Source organism: Mucilaginibacter sp. P5_A4, assembly GCF_056400605.1.
This window is the reverse complement of record NZ_JBFUKX010000003.1, coordinates 188,868-211,225: the sequence shown is the minus strand read 5'-3', so window position 1 is coordinate 211,225 and position 22,358 is coordinate 188,868. Positions and strand designations below refer to the sequence as shown.

The following is a 22,358-nucleotide window of genomic DNA, read 5'->3' as shown; positions in this document are numbered from 1 at the left end:
GGCAACAGCAACACCGCCTTACATAATAAGCCACATTTTTTAATTATTTGACGTAACTAACATGAATAATTGCAACAGGTATATGATTGATGAATGATTTTAAGCGAAGATAATTAGACTTTTAAAACGAGTTTTACCCGTATAAATTACCATATCATTACTCAAACTTAGCCAAAAATGAAAAATCAATTAAAATAATCGCAAAAAATTAAAAATAATTTGCTTTTTTATCAAAAACACTTCATAAATTACATTTTTAAAAAATAACTGATTAGTAACTTTCAAACTTTCACAATTTTCTATGCAGGAATCAGCTTATTTTAATAAATATAACCCTATTGGGGGTGTTTGGGACGAAATGTACGGCTCGGATAGCAATGTTCGTGAGCATTATCGCAAGGTAATTGAATATATTTCAAATGAATCGGCCGACGACCTGAACAAAAAAGAAGAGCTGGCCAAGCGCCTGTTCATGAGCCAGGGTATTACGTTCACCGTGTACAACAGTGGCGAGGGCATCGAAAAAATTTTTCCGTTTGATATCATTCCCCGCATTATTACCGCCAGTGAATGGGCTTTTGTAGAGCGTGGTATTAAACAGCGCCTTACCGCGCTTAACCACTTCCTGAAGGATATTTACAATAACCAGTTTATTGTGAAGGATGGTATTGTACCGATAGATATTATTTACTCCTGTCCGCATTTTTTACGGGAGATGTACCAGCTAAAGGTGCCGTATGATATCTATGTGCATATTTCGGGTATCGACCTGATCCGCGATGAGGACGGTACTTTTTATGTACTGGAAGATAACCTGCGTACCCCATCGGGCGTAAGTTATATGCTGGAGAACAGGGAGATTACGAAGCGCCTATTTCCCGATCTGCTGCCGCAATGCGGGGTACGCAGCGTTACAGAGTATCCTACTATATTGTATAAAAACCTGCTGGCCATTTCACCAAGACAAATCTCGAACCCAACTATTGTACTGTTAAGTCCGGGGATTTATAACTCTGCTTATTTTGAGCATACCACGCTGGCCCGTTTAATGGGTGTTGAGCTGGTTGAAGGGCGCGACCTGGTAGTTAACAACCATAAGGTTTATATGAAAACAACCACGGGCTTACAACAGGTTGATGTAATATACCGCAGGGTTGATGATGAATATTTAGATCCGCTGGTGTTTAATCCGGCCAGTATGCTGGGAGTGGCCGGCATTATGGGTGCTTACCGTAAAGGAAACGTTGCCATTGTAAACGCTATAGGAACCGGCGTAGCCGACGACAAGGCGGTTTATGTTTATGTGCCCGATATGATTCGTTACTATCTGAACGAAGAGCCGATACTAAAAAACGTACCTACCCATCAATTAGGGAATCCCGATGAGCGTGAGCTTGTGTTTAAGAACCTTAATAAAATGGTGGTTAAAAAAACCAATGGCAGCGGCGGCTACGGCATGCTGATGGGCCATGCGGCCACTGAGCAGGAGATTGACGATTATAAAAAAGAGATCCTGAAAGATCCCCGTAACTTTATTGCGCAGCCAACCATAAGCCTTTCGTCGGCACCCTGCTATATGCAGGGCTCACTAACGCCACGCCGTATTGATCTGAGGCCATATGCACTATACGGTCCGGATGGTATTGAAATTGTACCAGGCGGATTAACCCGTGTGGCATTAAAGGAAGGCTCACTGGTAGTGAACAGCTCGCAGGGCGGTGGCAGTAAGGATACATGGGTGCTGGCTTAGTGCCCCCCGGCCCCCTAAAGGGGGAGGAAGTGTGCAAGCGACTAAAGGCAAACTTGAAAAATAGACTTTATAAATTAAACAAATCGAAAAATCCCCCCTTTAGGGGGTTAGGGGGCTAATATGTTAAGCAGGGTTGCAGCAAGTTTTTATTGGTTAAGCCGTTACATTGAGCGCAGCGATGGTATGTTGCGGATGCTCAAAATTAATTATGCCTCATCGCAGGATACGGTACAGGAATTTACCTGGGAGCCGGTAGTAAGGATATTTGCCGGTTTGAATGAAGATGGAGCCGATCAGCTGGATAATGACAGCCGGGCGGTGTTGAAGTATATGGTTACGGGCAAAAATAATCCTAATTCTATACTCAGCATCATTACACTGGCCCGGGAGAATGCCCGTGGCGTACAGGAACACATCACTAAGGATCTTTGGCAATGCCTTAACGAGTATTACCATACGGTGAAAGATTCGCGCCTGGAGCGCTCCTTACAGCGTGAGGACCCTATTGGTGTACTTGATATACTGATAAAACAGGTAATGCTTTATTACGGCACAGTAGAGATTACGATGGAGCGCGGCGAAGGCCGCAGTTTTATGAATATTGGTAAGTATTTGGAGCGTGCCATACAATCGGTGGATATTTTGGATACCAAATTCAGCTCGGTAAGTGATAACCCCGACCTGTTAACCGATACCACCTATTGGAAACATCTGCTGCTTTCTTTAGGCGGATATGAGTTGTACCTGAAAACCTACCGGGAAGGTTTTGAAGCCGAAAACATATTGGAGCAGGTTGTTCTGAATAACGATTTTCCGCGTTCGGTTATCTATTCGGTAAATAATATTCAACGTTATTTTGACAGGTTGAAGAATGATAGCAATGTTGATACTTTCCGCGAAATGTCATTTCAGATCGGGCGTTTACAAAGCCGGATCAAATACAGTTCGGTAAAAAGCATCCGAGCCGAAGGGTTGCATTTGTTTTTAACCCAGATCAGGAATGAGCTTCATGGTATAGGTAATTCACTTAATGAATATTACTTCGCAAACTCCTGATAATTTGAAAATTCGCTGATTTGAAAATTTGAAAATGATTAAATAAACAATTTGAAGATTAATAAATGGATAATCAGATTCATTTTTCAAATCTTGAAATTCTCAAATTAACTAATTGAACAAATTAACTAATTAAAGATATGCCTGAATTTAAAATACAACATATAACCAAATATACCTATGAGGGGATGGTACGGGATAGCGCCAACCAGATCATATTGTACCCTATCAAAGATGAGTACCAGGATGTAATAACCCAGGAAATAAACATAACAGGCAACCCTGTTGTGGATACGCATATTGATTATTACGGCAATGAGGTTGGCAGTTTTACCTATAGCGAACCGCACGCGGTAATGCTTATCAACTCAAAACTAAGTGTTACCACTAAGCAAAGACCGTCACCCGTTAATGATATCTTCCCCGAGCAACAATGGGAGTACCTGAAACATATCCAGTACATGGTGCCTTACATTGATTTTTTAAAGCAGGAATATTTTGAGGGTTTACCCGAACTGCAGGTGGTTGTTAACAAGGAAAGACAAAAAGATGATACACCCTACCAGATAGCCCTGCGCTTTTGCAGTTATGTTTACCAGAACTTCAATTACATAAAAGGTGTTACCACAGTTGAAACTACACTTGATGAAGTATGGAACTTAAAAGCTGGCGTTTGCCAGGATTTTGCGCATATTTTAATGGTGATGCTGCGCTTATTAAAGATCCCGGCGCGTTACGTGAGTGGATATATATGCACCCATAGCAGCGCTATGCGCGGCGAAGGCGCCACCCACGCCTGGGCCGAAGCCTATATCCCGGATTACGGCTGGCTGGGTATCGATCCTACCAATAACTGTATTGCTAATGAAACCCACGTTCGCCTTGCAGTAGGCAGAAATTTTTCAGATTGTTCGCCTGTTAAAGGTGTATACAAAGGTTCATCGGGTCATAAACTGGAAGTAGCGGTTACTGTTGATGATGAGAACGATTTTACTATTGAAGATAAACCCCATTCTGGTGCACCATTGCACCCTGCAACCGATACACCCAAAAACAGCTACCAGCGATACATGGAAATAATTCAACAGCAACAACAGCAGCAGCAATAATTAATTTGAAAAATGTGGTAATTTGAAGATTTGAAAATGAATTCGAAAATTGAAGTACTACTGCAATTTGAAGATTTGAAAGTGAATTCGAAAATTGAAATACTAAAACAATTTTCAAATTAACACATCTTCAAATTTTCAAATTAATTACACTTTCTTAATCGCGTCCATTAGTACGGGAATCTTTGGCACTTTATCATAGGCTTGGAAAAGCTTCCCGTTTTTGTCGTATATGGCAATATATGGCGTATTTTGCACATGGTAATAACGCTGCACTACGTAAGTGTATCCTTCGGTACCAATGATGATATTATGGTATTTGGCTAAATCAAAATCACGCTGAAATACTTGTATCGCCTTTAGCTGATTTACAAAAGTGATCATTACTATCTGCACGCCTTTAAGCTTATCCAGCTGCGGTTTCAAATCGTACATCAGGCGTTGGCAATGACTACAATCCGGCGCAAAATAAATCACCATTACTGGTTTGTTCTTTTTCAAGTCGGCAGGTGTAACATAAACACTGTCGGTAGTTAATATATGGTATGGGGCAATTTTGCTATTTGCAGGCATGGTTTGCGCCTGGCTGCAGCCGGCTGCAACTATAAGGCATAGCAGCAAGTATATTCTTTTCATTGTATTAATGTAATATTTCATTAAAGCGTAGTTACAATATTTTTAGCTTTCCAGCAATTCTATCTGCCAGGCAATATGCTCCTCAGTTATGGGAAATAACGCGTTTTCTCTCACTGTATGATACACAGCATCAAATAAACCGTTATAATTACCTTTATCTGACGGTACCCACTCCACCGTTTTCTCGTTATCGGCCCCCATTAACACCAATTTACCTTCGCTACCTGCAGGTTCTATGCCAAAACCGTCGTCGGTTGGCATCATGCCTGTATCCAGTTGGGCTTCCTGCACATCGGTACGCAGTTTTACAAAGCTACCCAGGGTGCCATGTATTACAAAACCAGGCAGGTGTTCCGCAATGAGCAAACCCGACGTTAAGTATACGTTTAGCTGGTTTGGATAGCTCAGGTGAATATTAAAATAATCGTCTACCTGCGATCCCGGCCTGTGTGTAGCTGTAGTTTTGATATAGCTTAACGGCTTGCCAAATATGCTGATTGCATTATCAACCAGGTGAGCGCCAAGGTCGTAAGTTAAGCCATTACCCGGCGTTTCTTTAGTTTCTTTGAACTGCTTTACCCCTATAGGCATACGGTACCTGTCGAGCCTGAAATGCACTTCTATCAATTCGCCAAGCCTGCCGCTTTCAATTACTTTCTTTACAGATATAAACCCACTATCATACCTGCGGTTGTGGTAGATCATCACTTTTAGGCCGAGCTTCCTGCCAAGGTCAAACAGCGCCTTCACCTCTGCCGAAGTAACTGCTGCCGGTTTTTCTATCAGCACATGTTTACCGGCATTAAGTGCCCTCATGGCATAGTCAAAGTGGGTATCATTTGGCGTATTAACAACAATCAATTCAATTTCGGCATCATTTAGCAGTTCATCCACAGTATTATAGCTAATTACATCAGGATATACTTTAGCCGCCTTTTTTTCATGGCGTTCTACAACCGCCTTAAAAGTAAAGCCGGGATTAGTACTTAAAAACGGTGCATGAAAAATTCTGCCCGACATGCCGTAGGCCATCAGGCCCGATACTATTGGTTTTGTTGACATTGATATTTGTTTGCCTTTTGTTTGGAAGTAAAAATAAGATTATTTCTGAAAGACATCAGAATAAATCATTTCATCGATAGGGACATCCGCCTATTTTGAAACAAAGAAGCATTTGAAGGAAAAGAAGCTTTGAAATACAATCCATCTTGCATAAATTGGTTGTTAATGTTTTATCAGGTTGTAGATGGCAAACTCTTACTCGCAAATTTATCTCCAGTTTGTTTTTGCCGTAAAGGATAGACAAAGCCTGGTATCAAAAAACAATAAAGAAGAATTGCATAAGTATATTACTTCTCTTGTTCAAAGCAGAAAAGCGAAAATACTTGCTATCAATTGCATGCCCGATCATATTCATATTTTTGTAGGATTTAAACCCAACATCCTGATCTCTGATTTTGTGAAGGAGATCAAAGTAGAAAGCAATGAGTTTATTAACAACAAAAATTGGGTTAAAGGAAAATTCAGCTGGCAGGAAGGCTATGGCGTATTTTCCTATTCACATTCACATATTAACTCAGTTATAAAGTATGTACTCGACCAGGAAAGCCATCATCAAAAAAGAACGTTTAAGCAGGAATATTTAAAGTTATTAGAGAAGTTTGATATTCCGTTTGAGGAAAAGTATTTGTTTGATTTTATAGAATAGTTTTCAAATCATCGTTTATAATAGGGGGTACCTACGGAGCCAAATTATATTCTTTATTAAACCTATAAACACGTGGCTACGCTGTAGCCTGAAAACTGCATGAGCGGTTTGACTTCCCTGGACTCAGAAAAAGACAAAATATACAATTGCTTTCGGGCTACAGCGTAGCCACGTGTTTATAGTAAATAAAAATTGGATTTTGGCTCCGTAGGTGCCTCCTATAATATGCCAAATATTCAGCGCACAAAAAAGCCCGGCTGAAATAATCCAACCGGGCTTTACAATGTATTTAATTAACGAAAACTTAGTTTTTTTCGTCTTTTACTTCTTCAAAGTCAACATCAGTTACAGTGTCGCCATGATCCTGGGCACTTGCACCTGGGTTACCTTCCGGCTGACCACCTTGCTGAGCGTCGCCTGCAGCTTTATACATCTCCTCGGATGCAGTAGCCCATGCAGCGTTCAATTCAGTTTGAGCAGCATCAATCGCATCAAAGTCTTTAGCAGCATAAGCCTCTTTCAGCTTAGTCAAACCAGCTTCAATCGGAGCTTTCTTGTCGGCAGATATTTTATCGCCATACTCCTTCAATTGTTTTTCTGTAGAGAAGATCAGGGCATCAGCGCCATTCAGTTTTTCAACTTCTTCGCGTGCTTTTTTGTCGGCATCAGCGTTAGCTTCTGCTTCGTCTTTCATCTTCTTGATCTCGGCATCAGTTAAGCCTGAAGAAGCTTCGATACGGATCTTTTGCTCTTTACCGGTTGCTTTATCTTTTGCAGATACATGCAATATACCGTTGGCATCAATATCAAAGGTTACTTCAATTTGTGGCACACCGCGAGGTGCTGGTGGAATACCATCCAAATGGAAACGGCCTATAGTACGGTTACCCGCAGCCATTGGGCGCTCACCCTGTAATATGTGGATCTCAACAGATGGCTGGCTATCGCTGGCAGTTGAGAATGTTTCAGATTTTTTTGTTGGGATAGTTGTGTTTGACTCAATTAGTTTTGTCATTACACCACCCATAGTTTCAATACCTAATGAAAGCGGGGTAACATCCAACAACAACACATCCTTAACTTCGCCTGTTAACACACCACCTTGAATAGCGGCACCAATTGCAACAACTTCATCAGGGTTAACACCTTTTGAAGGCGTTTTACCAAAGAATTTTTGAACAGCTTCCTGTATAGCAGGTATACGGGTAGAACCACCTACCAGGATAACTTCATCGATATCAGAGGTGCTGTAACCCGCGTTTTTCAGCGCGGTTCTGCAAGGCTCAATAGTACGTTTAATCAGGGCATCAGCCAGTTGCTCAAATTTAGCACGGGTTAAAGTTTTAACAAGGTGCTTTGGCATACCATCGGCAGCAGTGATGTATGGCAAGTTAATTTCTGTTTGTGCAGAACTTGACAACTCAATTTTAGCTTTTTCGGCAGACTCTTTTAAACGTTGCAAAGCCATTGGATCTTTACGCAGATCAATACCTTCGTCGCTTTTAAATTCGTCAGCCAGCCAGTCAATAATTACCTGGTCAAAGTCATCACCACCTAAGTGTGTATCACCATCAGTTGATTTTACTTCAAAAACGCCATCACCTAATTCAAGGATTGATACGTCATGTGTACCACCACCGCAATCAAATACGGCAATTTTCATATCCTTGTGCGCTTTATCAAAGCCATAAGCTAAGGCAGCGGCAGTAGGTTCGTTAATAATACGACGTACTTTTAAACCAGCAATTTCACCGGCTTCTTTAGTAGCCTGGCGCTGCGCATCGTTAAAGTAAGCTGGTACAGTGATAACAGCTTCGGTAACTTCATGTCCTAAAAAGTCTTCGGCAGTTTTCTTCATTTTCTGAAGAATCATTGCAGAGATCTCTTGCGGAGTGTATTTACGGTCGCCAATTTCAACACGCGGTGTGTTGTTATCGCCTTTTACTACTTTATAAGGTACACGTGCAGCTTCACTTGTAACCTCGTTAAACTGGTTACCCATAAAGCGTTTGATAGACGAAATGGTTTTTGTAGGGTTAGTGATTGCCTGACGTTTTGCAGGATCGCCAACTTTACGCTCGCCGTTATCTATAAAAGCTACTACGGACGGCGTAGTACGTTTGCCCTCGCTGTTTGCTATAACTACAGGTTCGTTACCTTCCATTACAGCTACGCAGGAGTTTGTTGTTCCTAAGTCGATTCCAATTATTTTAGACATATGATTGATTTTTCTTGATTTTATTAATTTACTACAACTGCTATTTATCAACGTTTGTGCCAATATGCATTTGGCAGGGCATATGGTCAGGATGACAATTTATACGTCAGAAAAGTCATTGCAGGTGGTGACAGGTTGGCAGAAATTAAGGTTTGTTTGAGGTAAAAGGAGAAATACGAAAGGTAAAAAGGTTATTTATAGAGGCTAAAACTCTAATCGGAATTTTATCTAATGAAAAGTAAATTTGAATAGATAGAAAGCAATTAGCCTCAAATTGGATACTGCCACAAAACATTTCCATCATTAGGTATTTTCAAATTATTCCCTCATCTTTACCTCAACAAAAATAACGCCTCTGTTACTCAACACATCAAACAGGCATATCACTACGCCTGGAATTGCATAACAAAAGCTTTGTACACAAAGCTTGCCCTTCACTTTAAAAAAGAGAGCAGGTTCACTATTGTTATTTAATTCCAAACAAATCAAATGTTTTTTATCGAATCAGAACGGTTAAAATTGATGCCGTTAACACACCAGCAGCTTTTGTTGCTGAGGCAAGACCGCGCGCTCATGGAAATTTCTATCGGGCTAACACCGTCTTTCATGCTTGTAGAACCCCTTTATTATGCCGAAATCATAGATGCACTTGACAACTTCTGGCTACCCAACACTGTTGCATACCCCGAAAAATACCTATGGTATACCGATTGGGAGCTGGTGCTTAAAAGCACAAACACATCGGTGGGCGGCATGGGCTTTGCAGGCTACCCCAATGATAATGGCGAAGCAGAGATAGGCTATATGATTGATGGCAACCATCACAACAAAGGCTTCGCGACAGAAGCTTTACAAACGATGATTACCTGGGCATTCACGCACCAATTTGTAAAAGCTATCGTTGTGCATACCTATGCAGATAATCTGCCATCGCGCAGGTTGATGGACAAATGCGGATTTGAACAAGTAGAAGATGTGGAGACATTGCTAACATACAGGTTAAATAGATAGCTACTTAACAGCTAATCCCGTCAATCCTATGTAATCCAGAAAATCGTATCACAAAAAAACGCCCTGCTCAAATGAACAGGGCGTTTTCTTATGTCAAAAAAAGGAGATTAAATTCCTTTTTCAGCGTTCTCTTCTGCTTCAGGAGTTGCAGGAGCTTCAGTTTCGGCAACTGGTGCTTCTTTAACTTCATCTTCAACAACTACCGCTTCTTCAGCAGCAACCGGTGCAGCTGTTTTAGCTTTTGCAGAACCACCACGACGACGGGTTGATTTTTTAGCTGCGGCTGCTGTATCAGCACCGTAAACAGTGTTATAATCTACCAATTCGATGATCGCCATTTCAGCGTTATCGCCTAAACGGTTTTCTAATTTGATGATACGGGTATAACCACCTGGGCGGTTAGCTATTTTCTCAGCAATCTCGCGGAAAAGGATAGTAGTAGCATCTTTGTCTTGCAAATAGCTAAACACCGTACGACGAGAGTGAGTAGTATCGTTTTTTGATTTTGTTAAAAGTGGTTCAACATAACCGCGCAAAACTTTTGCTTTAGCTAATGTTGTAGTGATGCGCTTGTGTAAGATAAGCGAAGTTGCCATGTTTGACAGCATCGCCTTGCGATGGCTGGTAGTACGGCCTAAGTGATTGTTTTTGTTTCCGTGTCTCATTGTTTTAAATTATTTCACGTGCATACCGTCCGGCGATCAACTCAAGCCTTCGGAATTATGCCTTCGCTATTTTATATTAGATTTGGGATGTGAGATATTGGATTTGAGACTTAAGCTCCTCCCCTTTTACCCTGATCCCGGGTTATTTATTATTAAATAAAAAATGTTAGATCGGAGGCGAGAAAAATCTCATGTCTCAAATCTAACATCTCATATCTTATTCTTCGTCTAACTTAAATTTAGACAGGTTCATGCCAAAAGATAAACCTTTTGATTTAACCAGGTCCTGAATTTCAGTTAATGATTTTTTACCAAAGTTCCTGAACTTTAACATATCAGCAACATCGTATGATACCAAATCGGCCAGGCTGCGGATATCAGCAGCTTTAAGGCAATTTAATGCACGTACAGAAAGATCAAGATCAACCAGTTCTGTTTTAAGAATCTTGCGCATGTGCAGAATCTCTTCATCAACTTCTTTGGTTTCTTCTTTAGCCTGTGCTTCAAGCATCATGTTTTCATCGCTGAATAACATAAAGTGCTGAATAAGTATCTTGGCAGCTTCTTTTAATGCATCTTCCGGGTGGATAGATCCATCGGTAGCAATATCCAAAACTAATTTTTCGTAGTCGGTTTTTTGCTCAACGCGATAGTTCTCGATGGTATATTTTACGTTTTTGATTGGCGTAAAAATAGAATCGATAGCAATAACGCCAACGTTTGCATCCGGGTTTTTGTTTTCCTCGCTCGGAACATAACCACGGCCTTTACCTACAGTAAGCTCAATTTCAAGCGTTACTGATGAATCCATGTTGCAAAGTACAAGATCAGGATTTAACACAGTAAAGTTGTTTGAGAACTTAGTGATATCACCAGCTTTAAATGCGTCCTGGCCGTTTATGATAACAAATATTTTCTCGCTATCGCCAGATTCACCTGTTTTTTTGAAACGAACTTGCTTAAGGTTCAAAATGATCTCGGTTACGTCTTCAACAACACCTTTGATGGTTGAAAACTCATGCGTAACTCCCGAAAAACGAACAGAAGTTATTGCATAACCTTCCAGTGATGAAAGTAAGATACGACGTAGAGCATTACCAATGGTTACACCGAAGCCTGGTTCTAACGGACGAAATTCAAACGTTCCATCAAAATCATTCGATTTCTGCATGATAACCTTGTCTGGTTTTTGAAATGCTAAAATTGCCATTTATATCCTTTATTTATTGTTTACTTGATTATAGATTTTAGACGTGAGATTTTTAGATGTGAGACATTTACCCACGTTTTCTGAAATCCCATATCTAAACCCTTTTGCTTATTTTTTTGTATATGTATGAAACCAGAAATGAGACTTGAAAAAAACTCTCAAATCTCACATCTAAAATCTCATATCTTATTTAGAGTACAACTCAACGATTAAGTTCTCTTTAATGTTTTCAGGGATCTCATCGCGGTTAGGGTAGTTAAGGAATTTACCCGTTAAGGAATTTGCATCCCACTCTAACCAGCTGTATTTGTTGATTCTTCTTCCGGCTACTGATGTAGTAATAGCTTCAAGTGATTTAGATTTTTCACGTACAGAGATCACATCACCAGCCTTTAACGCATACGATGCAATGTTTACAACAGCACCGTTAACATTAATGTGTTTGTGATTAACCAATTGACGGGCTCCTGAACGTGTAGGCGATATACCTAAACGATAAACAGCGTTATCTAAACGGGCCTCTAAAAATTTCAGCAGGTTTTCGCCTGTGATACCTTCTTTAGCCGAAGCGCGGTGAAACAAGTTTTCGAACTGACGTTCTAATACACCGTAAGTGTATTTAACTTTTTGTTTCTCCATCAACTGAGTTGAATATTCTGACTGCTTTCCACGACGCTTGGAAGCTCCATGCATTCCGGGTGGATAGTTTTTACGTTCTAACGCTTTATCCGGACCGAAGATCGGCTCACGGAAACGACGTGCAATTTTGGACTTTGGTCCTGTATATCTTGCCATTTTTGTGTGTTCTTAAAGTATCATGCAACCTTTAGCTGCAGAATCTTAGCTTTAAAAAATTTGTTAATTAAACTCTTCTTCTTTTAGACGGACGGCAACCATTGTGTGGAAGCGGTGTGATGTCTTTTATCGTGGTAACTTCAATACCTGCTGTTTGCAAAGTACGGATAGCCGATTCACGACCTGCACCAGGGCCCTTTACAAATACTTCTACCTTACGTAAACCTAAGTCGTACGCAACTTTACCGCAATCGCCGGCAGCTTGTCCAGCAGCGTACGGAGTATTCTTTTTTGAACCTTTAAATCCCATTTTACCAGCTGACGACCATGAAATAGCCTGGCCGGTTTTGTTGGTAAGGGTGATAATAATGTTGTTAAAAGTTGCATTGATGTGTGCTTCGCCAACAGGCTCTACAATTACAATGCGCTTTTTGGTAACTTTTTTACTTTTAGCCATTTTTCTGATTATTGAGTTTACGAATTACTTGGTTAATACAATAACCAGGACCCGTAACCATTCTTTATAACTTATATTCCTGATAAGCTTAAAGTATATATCTACTCACCGCTCACCAATCACTATTTACTACTTAGTAGCTTTCTTTTTGTTAGCAACTGTTTTACGTTTTCCTTTACGGGTACGTGAGTTGTTCTTGGTACGCTGACCACGTAACGGTAAACCTTTACGGTGGCGTGTACCACGGTAGCAACCTATATCCATTAAACGTTTAATGTTTAACTGAACTTCTGAACGAAGTGAACCTTCCACTTTGATCTGATCGTTAATGATCCCACGGATTGCGGCTAACTGATCATCGCTCCAGTCTTGCACTTTGGTATTAAAATCAATACCAGCCTCAGTCAAAATCTTTTGAGCTGTTGAGCGGCCTATACCGAAAATGTAAGTAAGTCCGATTTCTCCTCTTTTATTTTTTGGTAAATCAATACCTGATATCCTTGCCATATTTTTTATTTATTGATTGAGCGAATTATCGAATTATTGAAAACTCAATAACCCACAAATTCTTTAATTGTTCTTAGCCCTGGCGTTGTTTGTACTTAGGATTCTTCTTGTTAATAACATAAAGTTTCCCGTTACGGCGAATGATCTTGCAATCAGCGCTGCGTTTCTTAATGGATGCTCTAACTTTCATCTCTTTATTATTTATATCTATAGGTTATTCTACCCTTACTTAAATCGTACGGACTCATTTCTAATTTTACTCTGTCGCCAGGTAAAATTTTTATGTAGTGCATACGCATCTTGCCGGAAATATGTGCAATAATCTCATGACCATTTTCCAGCTCAACCCTGAACATTGCATTTGACAATGCCTCTCTAATTGTACCGTCTTGCTCAATCGAAGATTGTTTAGCCATATTTTGTTGATTATTACTTAATTATCCGCCCTAAAACCGGGATGCAAAATTAATAAAAATTATTTAATTATTATTTTTTTCTTTTAAAACATTATCAACATATTCAAACGTTGATAAAATGTCTGGTTTACCTTTACCTATGGCAACTGTATGCTCATAATGTGCCGATACCTTTTTATCTACTGTTGATACTGTCCAGCCATCATCCCAAAACTTAACACCGGCACGGCCCGCGTTTATCATCGGTTCAATAGCTATTACCATACCTTCTTCAAGCTTAGTACCAGCGCCTCGTTTACCATAGTTTGGCACTTCGGGTTTTTCATGTAACTGAAGCCCCACCCCATGCCCTACAAGCTCTTTAACTACCCCAAAGCCATTCTTTTCGGCATGTTCCTGTACGGCATGGCCTATATCGCCTATCCGCATACCTACAACGGCCTTTGCCACACCAAGGTCTAAACACTCCTGCGTAACACGCATAAGCTTCTTAGTGTGCTCTGATACCTCGCCAATGGCAAAAGTATAAGCCGAGTCGCCAAAGTATTTGTTTAAGATAACGCCGCAGTCAACAGAAACAAGATCGCCATCGGTTAAAACATGCTTGCCTGGAAAACCATGCACTACCTGATCGTTCAAGGAGATGCATAGTGAATAAGGAAAACCATGATAGTTTAAAAAAGCAGGCACGCCGCCGTTATCGCGTATAAAAGTTTCAGCCAGTTTGTCCAATTCGATCGTTCTTATCCCGGGGCCAATAACTTTCGCTATTTCGCCAAGGGTTTTAGATACGAGTAACGAACTTTCCCTTATGAGTTCTATCTCCTCGACAGACTTATAATTGATTTTTGACATCTTGTATATTAGATCGCTGTCGGAGTTGTTCCGGCAGCAGCAGGCATTGCTGTACGTCCTTTAATTCGTCCGGTTTTCATTAAACCATCATAATGGCGCATCAACAGGTGGCTTTCTATTTGTTGCAATGTATCAAGCACAACACCTACCAGGATGATTAATGATGTACCACCAAAGAATCTCGCGAAAATTGGAGACACACCAACCAAACTGGCAATTGCCGGGATGATTGCTATAATAGCAAGGAAAATAGATCCGGGTAAGGTAATTTTTGAAATTACGCCATCTATATAATCTGCAGTTGTTTTACCTGGTTTAACGCCGGGAATAAATCCGCCATTCTTCTTCATATCATCAGCCATCTGGTTAGGATTAACCGTAATAGCTGTATAGAAGTAGGTGAACAGAATGATCAACACGCCAAACAGCAAATTGTGCTGCCATGAATTATAGTTTGATAACGCAATTAAAATACCGTTTGATGATATGCTTGGCATAAACTGTTGTACAGTTTGCGGTATAAACATTAATGCCTGCGCAAATATGATTGGCATTACACCGGCAGCATTAACCTTTAAAGGTATATACTGGCGTACACCACCATATTGTTTATTACCTACTATACGCTTAGCATACTGAACCGCAATTTTTCGGGTACCCTGAACGATCATGATAGTGAACATTACCACACCAATAAGGGCAACAATTTCAACAATGAAAGTTATTAAACCGCCTGTACCGGTGGTACGTGAGGTAAACTCTGTTAAAAACGCGCCTGGTAACTGGGCAATAATACCAACCATGATAATCATTGATATTCCGTTACCAATACCTTTATCCGTAATTTTTTCGCCCAGCCACATTACAAATAAGGTGCCCGCGGTTAAAACAAACGTGTTAAGTAGGGTAAACATTGGGTTGCTTATCAGCATAGCATCAGCAGAAATCTGTGATTTAAGGTAACCTATAGCCTGTAAAAACGTGATACCTATTGTTAGGTAACGTGTCCATTGGTTTAGTTTGTTACGACCGCTTTCGCCCTCTTTCTGCAATTTGGTAAAGTAAGGCACCGCGATACCCAATAATTGCACCACAATCGAAGCTGAAATATAAGGCATTACGCCCAATGCAAAAATAGAGGCATGTGAAAACGAACCTCCTGAAAACATATTCAGCAATCCTACTAATCCTTCTGCTTTCTGGTTAGCTACTGACGCAGGATTAACCCCCGGTAGTACCACAAAGGAACCTACACGATATATTACAAGAAATAAGAGTGTGTTTATAATACGCACTCTTAAATCTTCGATTTTCCAGATATTGGATAATGTGGTGAAAAATTTCTTCATCCTAAAATTATAGCTTAACTATGGTACCACCAGCTGCTTCAATAGCTTTTTGAGCCGTAGCAGTAAATGCATGTGCTTCAACTTCTAATTTGGCTTTCAACTCGCCACGACCGAGGATTTTAACCAGGTCATTACGAGATACCAATCCGTGTTCTTTCAAAGTAGCGAAATCAACTTTTGCAAGTGTATATTTCTCAACTAATTCTTGCAGTACATCAAGGTTAACACCTGTATACTCAACACGGTTAGGGTTTTTGAAACCAACCTTAGGCACACGGCGTTGCAAAGGCATCTGACCGCCTTCAAAACCTACCTTAGTGCTTGTACCTGAACGTGAACCGGCGCCTTTGTGGCCACGGGTTGACGTACCGCCACGGCCAGAACCTGTACCACGGCCAATTCTTTTTCTATTTTTAGTAGAACCTTCTGCAGGTTTTAAATTACTTAAATTCATGATATTAAATATTTTCTACCGCTACCAGGTGATTAACTTTTCTAACCATACCAATTATAGCTGCAGTTGCTTCAACTTCCACGCTGTGGTTAATTTTACGCAAGCCTAATGCTTCGATAGTCTTTTTTTGGCGCTCACTTCTGTCGATCACGCTTTTAATCTGTGTTATTTTGATTTTGGCCATGACTGATTATCCGTTAAATACTTTACCTAAACTAACGCCACGTTGCTGTGCCACAGTATGTGCATCACGTAATTGTGATAGCGCAGATACGGTTGCTTTAACCACGTTGTGCGGATTTGATGAACCTTTTGATTTAGCTAATACGTTGTGAATACCTGCAGACTCTAACACTGCACGCATTGCACCACCCGCAATAACACCGGTACCGTTAGCAGCTGGTTTAATAAAAACAAAACCACCACTAAATTTACCTATTTGCTCATGAGGTACTGTACCGTTAATAATAGGCACTTTTACCAGGTTCTTTTTAGCATCATCAATACCTTTTGCAATTGCTTCGGTAACCTCTTTTGCTTTACCTAAACCGTAACCTACAACACCGTTCTCATCACCCACTACCACAATGGCACTGAAGCTGAAAGTACGGCCACCTTTGGTTACTTTGGCAACACGCTGTATGCTTACCAAGCGGTCTTTTAATTCGATCTCGCTTGTTTTTACTCTTTTTATGTTGATTGTTGACATTTCTCTTTTCGATTAAAAGTTTAAACCACCTTCACGTGCACCTTCGGCCAGTGACTTAACACGACCATGGTACAAATAACCGTTCCTGTCGAAAACCACATCTTTAATACCTGCTGCAATAGCTTTCTGGGCTACCAGTTTGCCTACGGCTACTGATTGATCAGATTTTGTGCCTTCTGCTGCGATAAAGTCTTTTGATAAAGACGATGCTGATACGATAGTTTTTCCGGTTAAATCGTCAATGATCTGCGCGTAAATACCTTTATTGCTCCTAAATACTGACAGGCGAGGACGCTCTGTTGATCCTGAAAGGCGTTTTCTGATACCCTTTTTAATCCTGTCTCTTCTTGATAATTTAGCTCCCATGACGATTATTTTTTAGATGCTGATTTACCTGCTTTTCTTCTCAATATCTCGCCCACAAACTTGATACCTTTACCTTTGTAAGGCTCTGGTGTACGTAACGAGCGTATTTTTGCAGCTACCTGGCCAATTAACTGTTTGTCAATTGATTCAAGTATGATAGTTGGGTTTTTACCCTTATCAGCAGTGGTTGTAACTTTAATTTCTTTTGGTAATTCAAATACATAGTGGTGAGAGTAACCCAACACTAAATCTAAAGTATTACCGGTATTGGTAGCACGGTAACCCACACCCACTAATTCCTGCTGTATTTTGTAACCTTCTGTTACACCTACTACCATGTTATTTAAAAGCGCACGGTATAAACCATGTAATGCTTTGTGACGTTTTTGATCAGACGGGCGTTGAACCAGTAACTGACCGTCTTCCTGTGCAATGGTGATATCGCTATCAACCGCTTGCTGCAATTCGCCTTTAGGGCCTTTTACGGTAACAACATTATCTGCTGATACGGTAACGGTTACTCCTTGTGGCATTGCTATCGGTGCTTTTCCTACTCTTGACATTGCTTAATTTCTCCTATTAATAAACGTAGCATAAAACTTCGCCACCTACATTTTGCTGACGGGCCTCTTTATCAGACATTACGCCTTTTGAAGTTGACAGGATGGCGATACCTAAACCATTTAATACTCTTGGCAAGTTATCCATGCCTGCGTATTTTCTCAAACCTGGTTTACTGATGCGCGTAATGCTACGGATAGCAGAAATTTTAGTTATCGGGTGGTATTTTAAAGCAACTTTAATGCTGCCTTGAGGACCATTTTCTTCAAACTTGTAATTGGCAATGTAACCTTTATCGAAAAGCACCTTAGTGATTTCCTTTTTAAGATTTGATGCAGGAATTTCAACAACCCTATGGTTGGCTTTAATAGCATTCCTTACTCGTGTAAGATAATCTGCGATTGGATCTGTATTCATTTTATTGTGTTATGATGGTGGTTTCCTTCCCGTAACATCCGGGGCGACCTGCCATCGGTTAATTCTCTTTCTTAGCTCAATGCTAAAAGCACAAAGCTTAAAGCATGTTTAGCTTTATGCTTTATGCCTTGAGCTTTATGCTCTTTTTTACCAGCTTGCTTTCTTTACTCCCGGTATTTTGCCTGCTAATGCCATTTCACGGAATGTTACACGTGAAATGCCAAACTGGCGCATATAACCACGAGGGCGGCCGGTTAATTTACAACGGTTGTGTAATTTTACCGGTGATGAAGCCTTTGGTAATTTATCTAAGCCTGCATAATCGCCGGCTTCTTTAAGGGCTGCTCTTTTCTCTGCGTATTTAGCAACTAATTTAGCGCGTTTTACTTCACGTGCTTTTACACCTTCTTTAGCCATTGCTATTTTGATTTTTAAATGGTAATCCAAATTGTTTCAACAACTCCAATGCTTCAACATCGTTAGTTGCGGAGGTTACAAAGGTAATATCCATACCTTGGATTTTATTGATTTTGTCAATATTTATCTCAGGGAATATAATTTGCTCTGTTATACCTAAAGTATAGTTACCTCTTCCGTCAAAACCTTTATCGTTGATGCCTTTAAAATCACGGATACGTGGCAGGGCAACTGCGATTAAACGATCTAAAAACTCGTACATTGTGTTGTCACGCAAGGTAACACGTACGCCTACCGGCATATTTTTACGCAATTTAAAGTTCGAGATATCTTTTTTAGATTTTGAAGATACTGCCTGCTGACCAGTGATGGTTGTTAACTCAGTGATGGTGTTCTCGATAAGTTTCTTATCGGTAGTAGCACCGCCAACACCCTGGTTAATGGCAATTTTCTCCAGTTTAGGAACCTGCATTACGCTTTTGTACTGAAATTTATCTTTCAGTGCAGTACGAATTTCTTCCTTATATTTTGATTTTAATCTTGGTACGTAAGTCATTACTTAATTTCCTCCCCTGATTTTTTTGCTACCCTTACTAATTTGCCGGCATCGTTCAATTTACGGCCAACACGGGTTGTATTACCTGTTTTAGGATCAACCAGCATTAGGTTTGAAATATGTATAGCAGCTTCTTGTTTAACAATTCCGCCGTTAGGATTAGCAGCATTAGGTTTAGTATGTTTTGATACCATATTGGCACCTTCAACAATAGCTCTGCCTTTGTCAACTAATACTTCAACAATTTTGCCTTGTGTTCCTTTTGAATCACCGGCCATAACTTTCACTAAATCACCTTTGCGGATCTTTAATTTAGTTGGTTGTGCGTGTTTTTTCTTTTCCATGATTACAATACCTCCGGTGCTAATGATACAATTTTCATAAATTGTTTCTCACGCAGTTCTCTTGCAACCGGGCCAAAGATACGGGTACCTCTTGGCTCGTCCTGGTTATTTAACAAAACAGCTGCATTATCGTCGAAACGGATGTATGAACCATCTTTTCTGCGGATCTCTTTTTTGGTGCGTACTACTACGGCTTTTGATACAGTACCTTTTTTAACGTTACCTGATGGTAAAGCGCTTTTCACGGTTACTACTATCTTATCGCCGATAGATGCATACCTTTTACCGGTACCACCTAACACACGGATCACTAAAACTTCTTTAGCGCCACTGTTATCGGCTACGTTTAATCTTGATTCCTGTTGTACCATCTTATTTAGCCCTTTCTAAAATTTGAACTAATCTCCAGTTTTTGCTCTTGCTCAGCGGGCGGGTTTCCATAATCAGTACGGTATCGCCTATACCACAAGTATTGGTCTCATCATGAGCCATAAATTTTGTGGTTTTCTTCACGAATTTACCGTAGATAGGGTGTTTTACTTTACGCTCAACAGCCACAACAATAGATTTCTCCATCTTATTGCTAACCACCAGGCCGGTACGTGTTTTTCTTAAATTTCTTTCCATTTTTCTGAATGCTTAAAAAATTAATTCTTTTCAGAAGCCGACGCCGCTTTGCGCTGTGTTAATTCAGTATTTAACTGAGCAATTCCCTTGCGTACCTTTGTTATACGGGATGGATTCTCAATAGCAGAAACTGCATGAGCAAACTTCAATTTGGTTAGGGTTGCCCTTTCCTCGGCGAGTTTTGCATTCAATTCTTCTGTTGATAGCTCCAAAATTTCTGAGTGTTTCATTTTCTTTTATTATTTGTTGTAATGTTGGAATGTTTCAACGTTGTAATGTTTTTGTTGGCTGTTGAAAGTCAATCCAACTTTACAACATTTTCAACCTTACAACCTTCAACTCCTCAATTTATGCTTCTACGTAATCCCTACGTACAATAAATCTTGTTTGTACAGGAAGCTTGGCAGCTGCAAGGCGTAAAGCCTCTTTTGCAACTTCCAAAGGCACTCCTTCGGCTTCAAAAATGATCCTTCCGGGGCGTACTACCGCTACCCAATATTCCGGAGCACCTTTACCTTTACCCATACGTACCTCTGCTGGTTTTTTGGTTACAGGCTTGTCAGGAAAAATCCTGATCCATACCTGGCCTTCACGTTTCATAAAACGTGTTACAGCGATACGTGCAGCCTCGATCTGGCGGCTGGTAATCCACGCCGCTTCGAGTGATTTTACACCGAAAGATCCGAATGAAAGTTCAGCACCACGAGTGGTTAAACCTTTCATCCTGCCTTTTTGCATCTTTCTGAACTTCGTTCTTTTTGGCTGTAGCATTTTCTTAAGCTTTTATATCGTTACGATATTTTTCTTCTACTTATAATTATTATCTCTTTCCTGGGCCGCCTGGACGGTTACCACCACCTTGACCACCTGGACGGCTGCCACCTTGACCACCCGGACGGCTACCGCCACCACGAGGACCACCTTGACCACCTGCACCCGGGCCACCTCTGCGGTCGCCACCTGGTTTCCTGTCGTTTCTGCGTTCGCCACCACGTTCGCCACCGCGAGCGTTGTCACGACCACCGAAAGCCGGAGCACCATCTGGTCTGCCACCTTTACCGCTGTTGCTGCTTGTACCACCAATGTTTGGTGATAAATCGCGCTTGCCGTAAACTTCGCCTTTACAGATCCATACTTTAACACCTATTTTACCATAGGTAGTTAATGCTTCTGCTAATGCATAGTCAATATCGGCACGGAAAGTGTGCAAAGGAATTCTTCCTTCTTTGTATTGTTCGCTACGTGCCATCTCGGCGCCGCCTAACCTGCCTGATGTCATGATCTTGATTCCTTCAGCGCCCATTCTCATGGTTGAAGCAATTGTAGTTTTCATGGCACGACGGAAAGAGATACGTGCTTCTAATTGTTTTGCGATACCTTCTGCAACTAATTGTGCATCAAGCTCAGGGCGTTTAATCTCGAATATGTTGATCTGAACTTCCTTTTTGGTAAGTTTTTTCAACTCTTCTTTGATCTTATCAACCTCTGCGCCACCTTTACCAATCACAATACCCGGACGGGCAGTGTGGATAGTTACAGTAATACGTTTTAAAGTACGCTCAATAACCACTTTTGATACACCGCCTTTAGCTATACGAGCTGAAAGGTATTTGCGGATCTTTTCGTCTTCAACTAATTTGTCGGCATAGTGATTGCCACCGAACCAATTAGAATCCCATCCTCTGATGATTCCTAACCTGTTACCTATTGGATGTGCTTTCTGTCCCATTTCAAATTAATTATTATCGTTTTTACTATCCACAATCAGTGTTACATGGTTTGAGCGTTTGCGTATGCGGTATCCCCTTCCTTGCGGAGCTGGGCGCAATCTTTTAAGCTGACGGCCACCGCCTACTGAAATCTCTTTAACAAATAAGGCGCTATCTTCAACGCGTTTGCCTTCGTTTTTTGCTTCCCAGTTTTTGATGGCTGATAACAAAAGTTTCTCTACACGAATTGCAGCTTCTTTGTTAGTATATTTTAATATGTATAACGCTTTCTCAACGTTTTCACCGCGGATCAGATCAACCACCAAACGCATTTTGCGTGGTGAAGTTGGGCAGTTCTGTAGCTTTGCAACTGAAGCGCCGCCTACAAGGGCTTTTGCAGCTTCTTTTTGTTGCCTGATCAGTACAGACTTTTTGATTTTAGTTGTTGCTTCCATG

At 40.7% G+C, this 22,358-nt stretch carries 32 protein-coding genes; 5 read left to right on the top strand and 27 right to left on the bottom strand.

Going from position 1 to position 22,358, the window contains the following annotated elements; genetic code table 11:
* The first annotated feature begins 301 nt into the window (after nucleotides 1-301).
* From AC1DQW_RS03920 to AC1DQW_RS03910, 3 genes are all read left to right on the top strand, one after another.
* Nucleotides 302-1,750: a circularly permuted type 2 ATP-grasp protein gene (locus tag AC1DQW_RS03920; RefSeq protein ID WP_477407928.1), complete on the top strand. Its 1,449-nt coding sequence runs from the start codon at nucleotides 302-304 to the stop codon at nucleotides 1,748-1,750.
* 120 nt (nucleotides 1,751-1,870) lie between these two features.
* A complete protein-coding gene (locus AC1DQW_RS03915; RefSeq protein ID WP_477452922.1) occupies nucleotides 1,871-2,806 on the top strand; it encodes an alpha-E domain-containing protein in 936 nt (311 codons plus the stop codon).
* A 140-nt stretch (nucleotides 2,807-2,946) separates the two neighbouring features.
* A complete protein-coding gene (locus tag AC1DQW_RS03910) occupies nucleotides 2,947-3,915 on the top strand; it encodes a transglutaminase family protein (protein WP_477452921.1) in 969 nt (322 codons plus the stop codon).
* A gap of 147 nt (nucleotides 3,916-4,062) precedes the next feature.
* On the opposite strand, the gene AC1DQW_RS03905 is transcribed toward AC1DQW_RS03910, so the two are convergent.
* Nucleotides 4,063-4,551 carry a TlpA family protein disulfide reductase gene (locus tag AC1DQW_RS03905; RefSeq protein ID WP_477452920.1) on the bottom strand — a complete coding sequence of 163 codons (489 nt, stop codon included), beginning with the start codon at nucleotides 4,549-4,551 and terminating at the stop codon, nucleotides 4,063-4,065.
* Nucleotides 4,552-4,593: 42 nt separating this feature from the next.
* On the bottom strand, nucleotides 4,594-5,613 hold the full coding sequence (locus AC1DQW_RS03900; RefSeq protein ID WP_477452919.1) for a Gfo/Idh/MocA family oxidoreductase: 1,020 nt from the start codon (nucleotides 5,611-5,613) through the stop codon (nucleotides 4,594-4,596).
* Between the two features lie 184 nt (nucleotides 5,614-5,797).
* Between AC1DQW_RS03900 and tnpA the strand changes: the two genes are divergently transcribed.
* On the top strand, nucleotides 5,798-6,259 hold the full coding sequence (tnpA, locus tag AC1DQW_RS03895) for an IS200/IS605 family transposase (RefSeq protein WP_477452918.1): 462 nt from the start codon (nucleotides 5,798-5,800) through the stop codon (nucleotides 6,257-6,259).
* Nucleotides 6,260-6,563: 304 nt separating this feature from the next.
* Here tnpA and dnaK read toward each other — a convergent pair whose 3' ends face one another.
* Nucleotides 6,564-8,477 carry a molecular chaperone DnaK gene (dnaK, locus tag AC1DQW_RS03890; RefSeq protein WP_477452917.1) on the bottom strand — a complete coding sequence of 638 codons (1,914 nt, stop codon included), beginning with the start codon at nucleotides 8,475-8,477 and terminating at the stop codon, nucleotides 6,564-6,566.
* A 489-nt stretch (nucleotides 8,478-8,966) separates the two neighbouring features.
* Here dnaK and AC1DQW_RS03885 point away from each other — a divergent pair, with 489 nt between their 5' ends.
* The gene (locus AC1DQW_RS03885; RefSeq protein WP_477452916.1) at nucleotides 8,967-9,488 is read left to right on the top strand and encodes a GNAT family N-acetyltransferase; all 522 of its coding nucleotides are present in this window, start codon (nucleotides 8,967-8,969) and stop codon (nucleotides 9,486-9,488) included.
* 107 nt (nucleotides 9,489-9,595) lie between these two features.
* Here the strand turns inward: AC1DQW_RS03885 and rplQ are convergent, their stop codons facing one another.
* From rplQ to rplV, 24 genes are all read right to left on the bottom strand, one after another.
* Nucleotides 9,596-10,153: a 50S ribosomal protein L17 gene (gene rplQ, locus AC1DQW_RS03880; protein WP_477405539.1), complete on the bottom strand. Its 558-nt coding sequence runs from the start codon at nucleotides 10,151-10,153 to the stop codon at nucleotides 9,596-9,598.
* A gap of 217 nt (nucleotides 10,154-10,370) precedes the next feature.
* Entirely contained in the window at nucleotides 10,371-11,363 is a 993-nt protein-coding gene (locus AC1DQW_RS03875) for a DNA-directed RNA polymerase subunit alpha (protein WP_477405537.1), read from the bottom strand.
* Between the two features lie 186 nt (nucleotides 11,364-11,549).
* Nucleotides 11,550-12,158 carry a 30S ribosomal protein S4 gene (gene rpsD, locus AC1DQW_RS03870; protein WP_477405535.1) on the bottom strand — a complete coding sequence of 203 codons (609 nt, stop codon included), beginning with the start codon at nucleotides 12,156-12,158 and terminating at the stop codon, nucleotides 11,550-11,552.
* Between the two features lie 67 nt (nucleotides 12,159-12,225).
* On the bottom strand, nucleotides 12,226-12,615 hold the full coding sequence (rpsK, locus tag AC1DQW_RS03865) for a 30S ribosomal protein S11 (RefSeq protein ID WP_259097382.1): 390 nt from the start codon (nucleotides 12,613-12,615) through the stop codon (nucleotides 12,226-12,228).
* A gap of 129 nt (nucleotides 12,616-12,744) precedes the next feature.
* On the bottom strand, nucleotides 12,745-13,122 hold the full coding sequence (gene rpsM, locus AC1DQW_RS03860; RefSeq protein WP_295717612.1) for a 30S ribosomal protein S13: 378 nt from the start codon (nucleotides 13,120-13,122) through the stop codon (nucleotides 12,745-12,747).
* A 73-nt stretch (nucleotides 13,123-13,195) separates the two neighbouring features.
* Entirely contained in the window at nucleotides 13,196-13,312 is a 117-nt protein-coding gene (gene rpmJ, locus AC1DQW_RS03855; protein ID WP_074487407.1) for a 50S ribosomal protein L36, read from the bottom strand.
* A 7-nt stretch (nucleotides 13,313-13,319) separates the two neighbouring features.
* Entirely contained in the window at nucleotides 13,320-13,538 is a 219-nt protein-coding gene (infA, locus tag AC1DQW_RS03850) for a translation initiation factor IF-1 (RefSeq protein ID WP_090643449.1), read from the bottom strand.
* A 63-nt stretch (nucleotides 13,539-13,601) separates the two neighbouring features.
* On the bottom strand, nucleotides 13,602-14,393 hold the full coding sequence (gene map / locus AC1DQW_RS03845) for a type I methionyl aminopeptidase (RefSeq protein WP_477413640.1): 792 nt from the start codon (nucleotides 14,391-14,393) through the stop codon (nucleotides 13,602-13,604).
* Between the two features lie 8 nt (nucleotides 14,394-14,401).
* A complete protein-coding gene (gene secY, locus AC1DQW_RS03840; protein WP_477452915.1) occupies nucleotides 14,402-15,742 on the bottom strand; it encodes a preprotein translocase subunit SecY in 1,341 nt (446 codons plus the stop codon).
* A 7-nt stretch (nucleotides 15,743-15,749) separates the two neighbouring features.
* Nucleotides 15,750-16,196 (bottom strand): 50S ribosomal protein L15, encoded by a 447-nt coding sequence (gene rplO, locus AC1DQW_RS03835; RefSeq protein WP_091149790.1) that lies wholly within the window; start codon nucleotides 16,194-16,196, stop codon nucleotides 15,750-15,752.
* Between the two features lie 4 nt (nucleotides 16,197-16,200).
* The gene (gene rpmD / locus AC1DQW_RS03830) at nucleotides 16,201-16,380 is read right to left on the bottom strand and encodes a 50S ribosomal protein L30 (protein ID WP_090643431.1); all 180 of its coding nucleotides are present in this window, start codon (nucleotides 16,378-16,380) and stop codon (nucleotides 16,201-16,203) included.
* Between the two features lie 6 nt (nucleotides 16,381-16,386).
* A complete protein-coding gene (rpsE, locus tag AC1DQW_RS03825; RefSeq protein WP_295717627.1) occupies nucleotides 16,387-16,905 on the bottom strand; it encodes a 30S ribosomal protein S5 in 519 nt (172 codons plus the stop codon).
* 12 nt (nucleotides 16,906-16,917) lie between these two features.
* Nucleotides 16,918-17,271, bottom strand: a complete 354-nt coding sequence (gene rplR, locus AC1DQW_RS03820) for a 50S ribosomal protein L18 (protein WP_477402788.1) — start codon at nucleotides 17,269-17,271, stop codon at nucleotides 16,918-16,920.
* Nucleotides 17,272-17,276: 5 nt separating this feature from the next.
* Nucleotides 17,277-17,834 carry a 50S ribosomal protein L6 gene (gene rplF / locus AC1DQW_RS03815; protein WP_477402787.1) on the bottom strand — a complete coding sequence of 186 codons (558 nt, stop codon included), beginning with the start codon at nucleotides 17,832-17,834 and terminating at the stop codon, nucleotides 17,277-17,279.
* A 16-nt stretch (nucleotides 17,835-17,850) separates the two neighbouring features.
* Nucleotides 17,851-18,249, bottom strand: a complete 399-nt coding sequence (gene rpsH / locus AC1DQW_RS03810) for a 30S ribosomal protein S8 (protein ID WP_477402786.1) — start codon at nucleotides 18,247-18,249, stop codon at nucleotides 17,851-17,853.
* Between the two features lie 147 nt (nucleotides 18,250-18,396).
* Complete coding sequence (gene rpsN / locus AC1DQW_RS03805) at nucleotides 18,397-18,666, bottom strand: 30S ribosomal protein S14 (protein ID WP_477402785.1); 270 nt, start codon at nucleotides 18,664-18,666, stop codon at nucleotides 18,397-18,399.
* Entirely contained in the window at nucleotides 18,659-19,222 is a 564-nt protein-coding gene (gene rplE / locus AC1DQW_RS03800) for a 50S ribosomal protein L5 (RefSeq protein WP_091215970.1), read from the bottom strand. The genes rpsN and rplE overlap by 8 nt, the downstream gene beginning before the upstream one ends.
* Entirely contained in the window at nucleotides 19,222-19,566 is a 345-nt protein-coding gene (gene rplX / locus AC1DQW_RS03795; protein ID WP_477402784.1) for a 50S ribosomal protein L24, read from the bottom strand. Before rplX ends, rplE begins: the two co-directional genes overlap by 1 nt.
* Nucleotides 19,567-19,568: 2 nt before the next feature.
* Nucleotides 19,569-19,937, bottom strand: a complete 369-nt coding sequence (gene rplN, locus AC1DQW_RS03790; RefSeq protein WP_073405786.1) for a 50S ribosomal protein L14 — start codon at nucleotides 19,935-19,937, stop codon at nucleotides 19,569-19,571.
* A 1-nt stretch (nucleotide 19,938) separates the two neighbouring features.
* Nucleotides 19,939-20,193 carry a 30S ribosomal protein S17 gene (gene rpsQ, locus AC1DQW_RS03785; protein WP_008506277.1) on the bottom strand — a complete coding sequence of 85 codons (255 nt, stop codon included), beginning with the start codon at nucleotides 20,191-20,193 and terminating at the stop codon, nucleotides 19,939-19,941.
* Nucleotides 20,194-20,213: 20 nt separating this feature from the next.
* Nucleotides 20,214-20,423, bottom strand: coding sequence for a 50S ribosomal protein L29 (rpmC, locus tag AC1DQW_RS03780; RefSeq protein WP_477402783.1), 210 nt, complete (start codon nucleotides 20,421-20,423; stop codon nucleotides 20,214-20,216).
* Nucleotides 20,424-20,541: 118 nt separating this feature from the next.
* Nucleotides 20,542-20,964, bottom strand: a complete 423-nt coding sequence (rplP, locus tag AC1DQW_RS03775; RefSeq protein ID WP_295717649.1) for a 50S ribosomal protein L16 — start codon at nucleotides 20,962-20,964, stop codon at nucleotides 20,542-20,544.
* Nucleotides 20,965-21,013: 49 nt separating this feature from the next.
* Nucleotides 21,014-21,922, bottom strand: a complete 909-nt coding sequence (rpsC, locus tag AC1DQW_RS03770; protein WP_477402782.1) for a 30S ribosomal protein S3 — start codon at nucleotides 21,920-21,922, stop codon at nucleotides 21,014-21,016.
* A 6-nt stretch (nucleotides 21,923-21,928) separates the two neighbouring features.
* The gene (rplV, locus tag AC1DQW_RS03765; RefSeq protein WP_477402781.1) at nucleotides 21,929-22,357 is read right to left on the bottom strand and encodes a 50S ribosomal protein L22; all 429 of its coding nucleotides are present in this window, start codon (nucleotides 22,355-22,357) and stop codon (nucleotides 21,929-21,931) included.
* Nucleotide 22,358: the final 1 nt, after the last annotated feature.

Coding starts and splice junctions, on each gene's coding strand:
- AC1DQW_RS03920 (WP_477407928.1), top strand. CDS start 302: ATGCAGGAATCAGCTTATTTTAATAAATATAACCCTATTGGGGGTGTT.
- AC1DQW_RS03915 (WP_477452922.1), top strand. CDS start 1,871: ATGTTAAGCAGGGTTGCAGCAAGTTTTTATTGGTTAAGCCGTTACATT.
- AC1DQW_RS03910 (WP_477452921.1), top strand. CDS start 2,947: ATGCCTGAATTTAAAATACAACATATAACCAAATATACCTATGAGGGG.
- AC1DQW_RS03905 (WP_477452920.1), bottom strand. CDS start 4,551: ATGAAAAGAATATACTTGCTGCTATGCCTTATAGTTGCAGCCGGCTGC.
- AC1DQW_RS03900 (WP_477452919.1), bottom strand. CDS start 5,613: ATGTCAACAAAACCAATAGTATCGGGCCTGATGGCCTACGGCATGTCG.
- tnpA (WP_477452918.1), top strand. CDS start 5,798: ATGGCAAACTCTTACTCGCAAATTTATCTCCAGTTTGTTTTTGCCGTA.
- dnaK (WP_477452917.1), bottom strand. CDS start 8,477: ATGTCTAAAATAATTGGAATCGACTTAGGAACAACAAACTCCTGCGTA.
- AC1DQW_RS03885 (WP_477452916.1), top strand. CDS start 8,967: ATGTTTTTTATCGAATCAGAACGGTTAAAATTGATGCCGTTAACACAC.
- rplQ (WP_477405539.1), bottom strand. CDS start 10,153: ATGAGACACGGAAACAAAAACAATCACTTAGGCCGTACTACCAGCCAT.
- AC1DQW_RS03875 (WP_477405537.1), bottom strand. CDS start 11,363: ATGGCAATTTTAGCATTTCAAAAACCAGACAAGGTTATCATGCAGAAA.
- rpsD (WP_477405535.1), bottom strand. CDS start 12,158: ATGGCAAGATATACAGGACCAAAGTCCAAAATTGCACGTCGTTTCCGT.
- rpsK (WP_259097382.1), bottom strand. CDS start 12,615: ATGGCTAAAAGTAAAAAAGTTACCAAAAAGCGCATTGTAATTGTAGAG.
- rpsM (WP_295717612.1), bottom strand. CDS start 13,122: ATGGCAAGGATATCAGGTATTGATTTACCAAAAAATAAAAGAGGAGAA.
- rpmJ (WP_074487407.1), bottom strand. CDS start 13,312: ATGAAAGTTAGAGCATCCATTAAGAAACGCAGCGCTGATTGCAAGATC.
- infA (WP_090643449.1), bottom strand. CDS start 13,538: ATGGCTAAACAATCTTCGATTGAGCAAGACGGTACAATTAGAGAGGCA.
- map (WP_477413640.1), bottom strand. CDS start 14,393: ATGTCAAAAATCAATTATAAGTCTGTCGAGGAGATAGAACTCATAAGG.
- secY (WP_477452915.1), bottom strand. CDS start 15,742: ATGAAGAAATTTTTCACCACATTATCCAATATCTGGAAAATCGAAGAT.
- rplO (WP_091149790.1), bottom strand. CDS start 16,196: ATGAATTTAAGTAATTTAAAACCTGCAGAAGGTTCTACTAAAAATAGA.
- rpmD (WP_090643431.1), bottom strand. CDS start 16,380: ATGGCCAAAATCAAAATAACACAGATTAAAAGCGTGATCGACAGAAGT.
- rpsE (WP_295717627.1), bottom strand. CDS start 16,905: ATGTCAACAATCAACATAAAAAGAGTAAAAACAAGCGAGATCGAATTA.
- rplR (WP_477402788.1), bottom strand. CDS start 17,271: ATGGGAGCTAAATTATCAAGAAGAGACAGGATTAAAAAGGGTATCAGA.
- rplF (WP_477402787.1), bottom strand. CDS start 17,834: ATGTCAAGAGTAGGAAAAGCACCGATAGCAATGCCACAAGGAGTAACC.
- rpsH (WP_477402786.1), bottom strand. CDS start 18,249: ATGAATACAGATCCAATCGCAGATTATCTTACACGAGTAAGGAATGCT.
- rpsN (WP_477402785.1), bottom strand. CDS start 18,666: ATGGCTAAAGAAGGTGTAAAAGCACGTGAAGTAAAACGCGCTAAATTA.
- rplE (WP_091215970.1), bottom strand. CDS start 19,222: ATGACTTACGTACCAAGATTAAAATCAAAATATAAGGAAGAAATTCGT.
- rplX (WP_477402784.1), bottom strand. CDS start 19,566: ATGGAAAAGAAAAAACACGCACAACCAACTAAATTAAAGATCCGCAAA.
- rplN (WP_073405786.1), bottom strand. CDS start 19,937: ATGGTACAACAGGAATCAAGATTAAACGTAGCCGATAACAGTGGCGCT.
- rpsQ (WP_008506277.1), bottom strand. CDS start 20,193: ATGGAAAGAAATTTAAGAAAAACACGTACCGGCCTGGTGGTTAGCAAT.
- rpmC (WP_477402783.1), bottom strand. CDS start 20,423: ATGAAACACTCAGAAATTTTGGAGCTATCAACAGAAGAATTGAATGCA.
- rplP (WP_295717649.1), bottom strand. CDS start 20,964: ATGCTACAGCCAAAAAGAACGAAGTTCAGAAAGATGCAAAAAGGCAGG.
- rpsC (WP_477402782.1), bottom strand. CDS start 21,922: ATGGGACAGAAAGCACATCCAATAGGTAACAGGTTAGGAATCATCAGA.
- rplV (WP_477402781.1), bottom strand. CDS start 22,357: ATGGAAGCAACAACTAAAATCAAAAAGTCTGTACTGATCAGGCAACAA.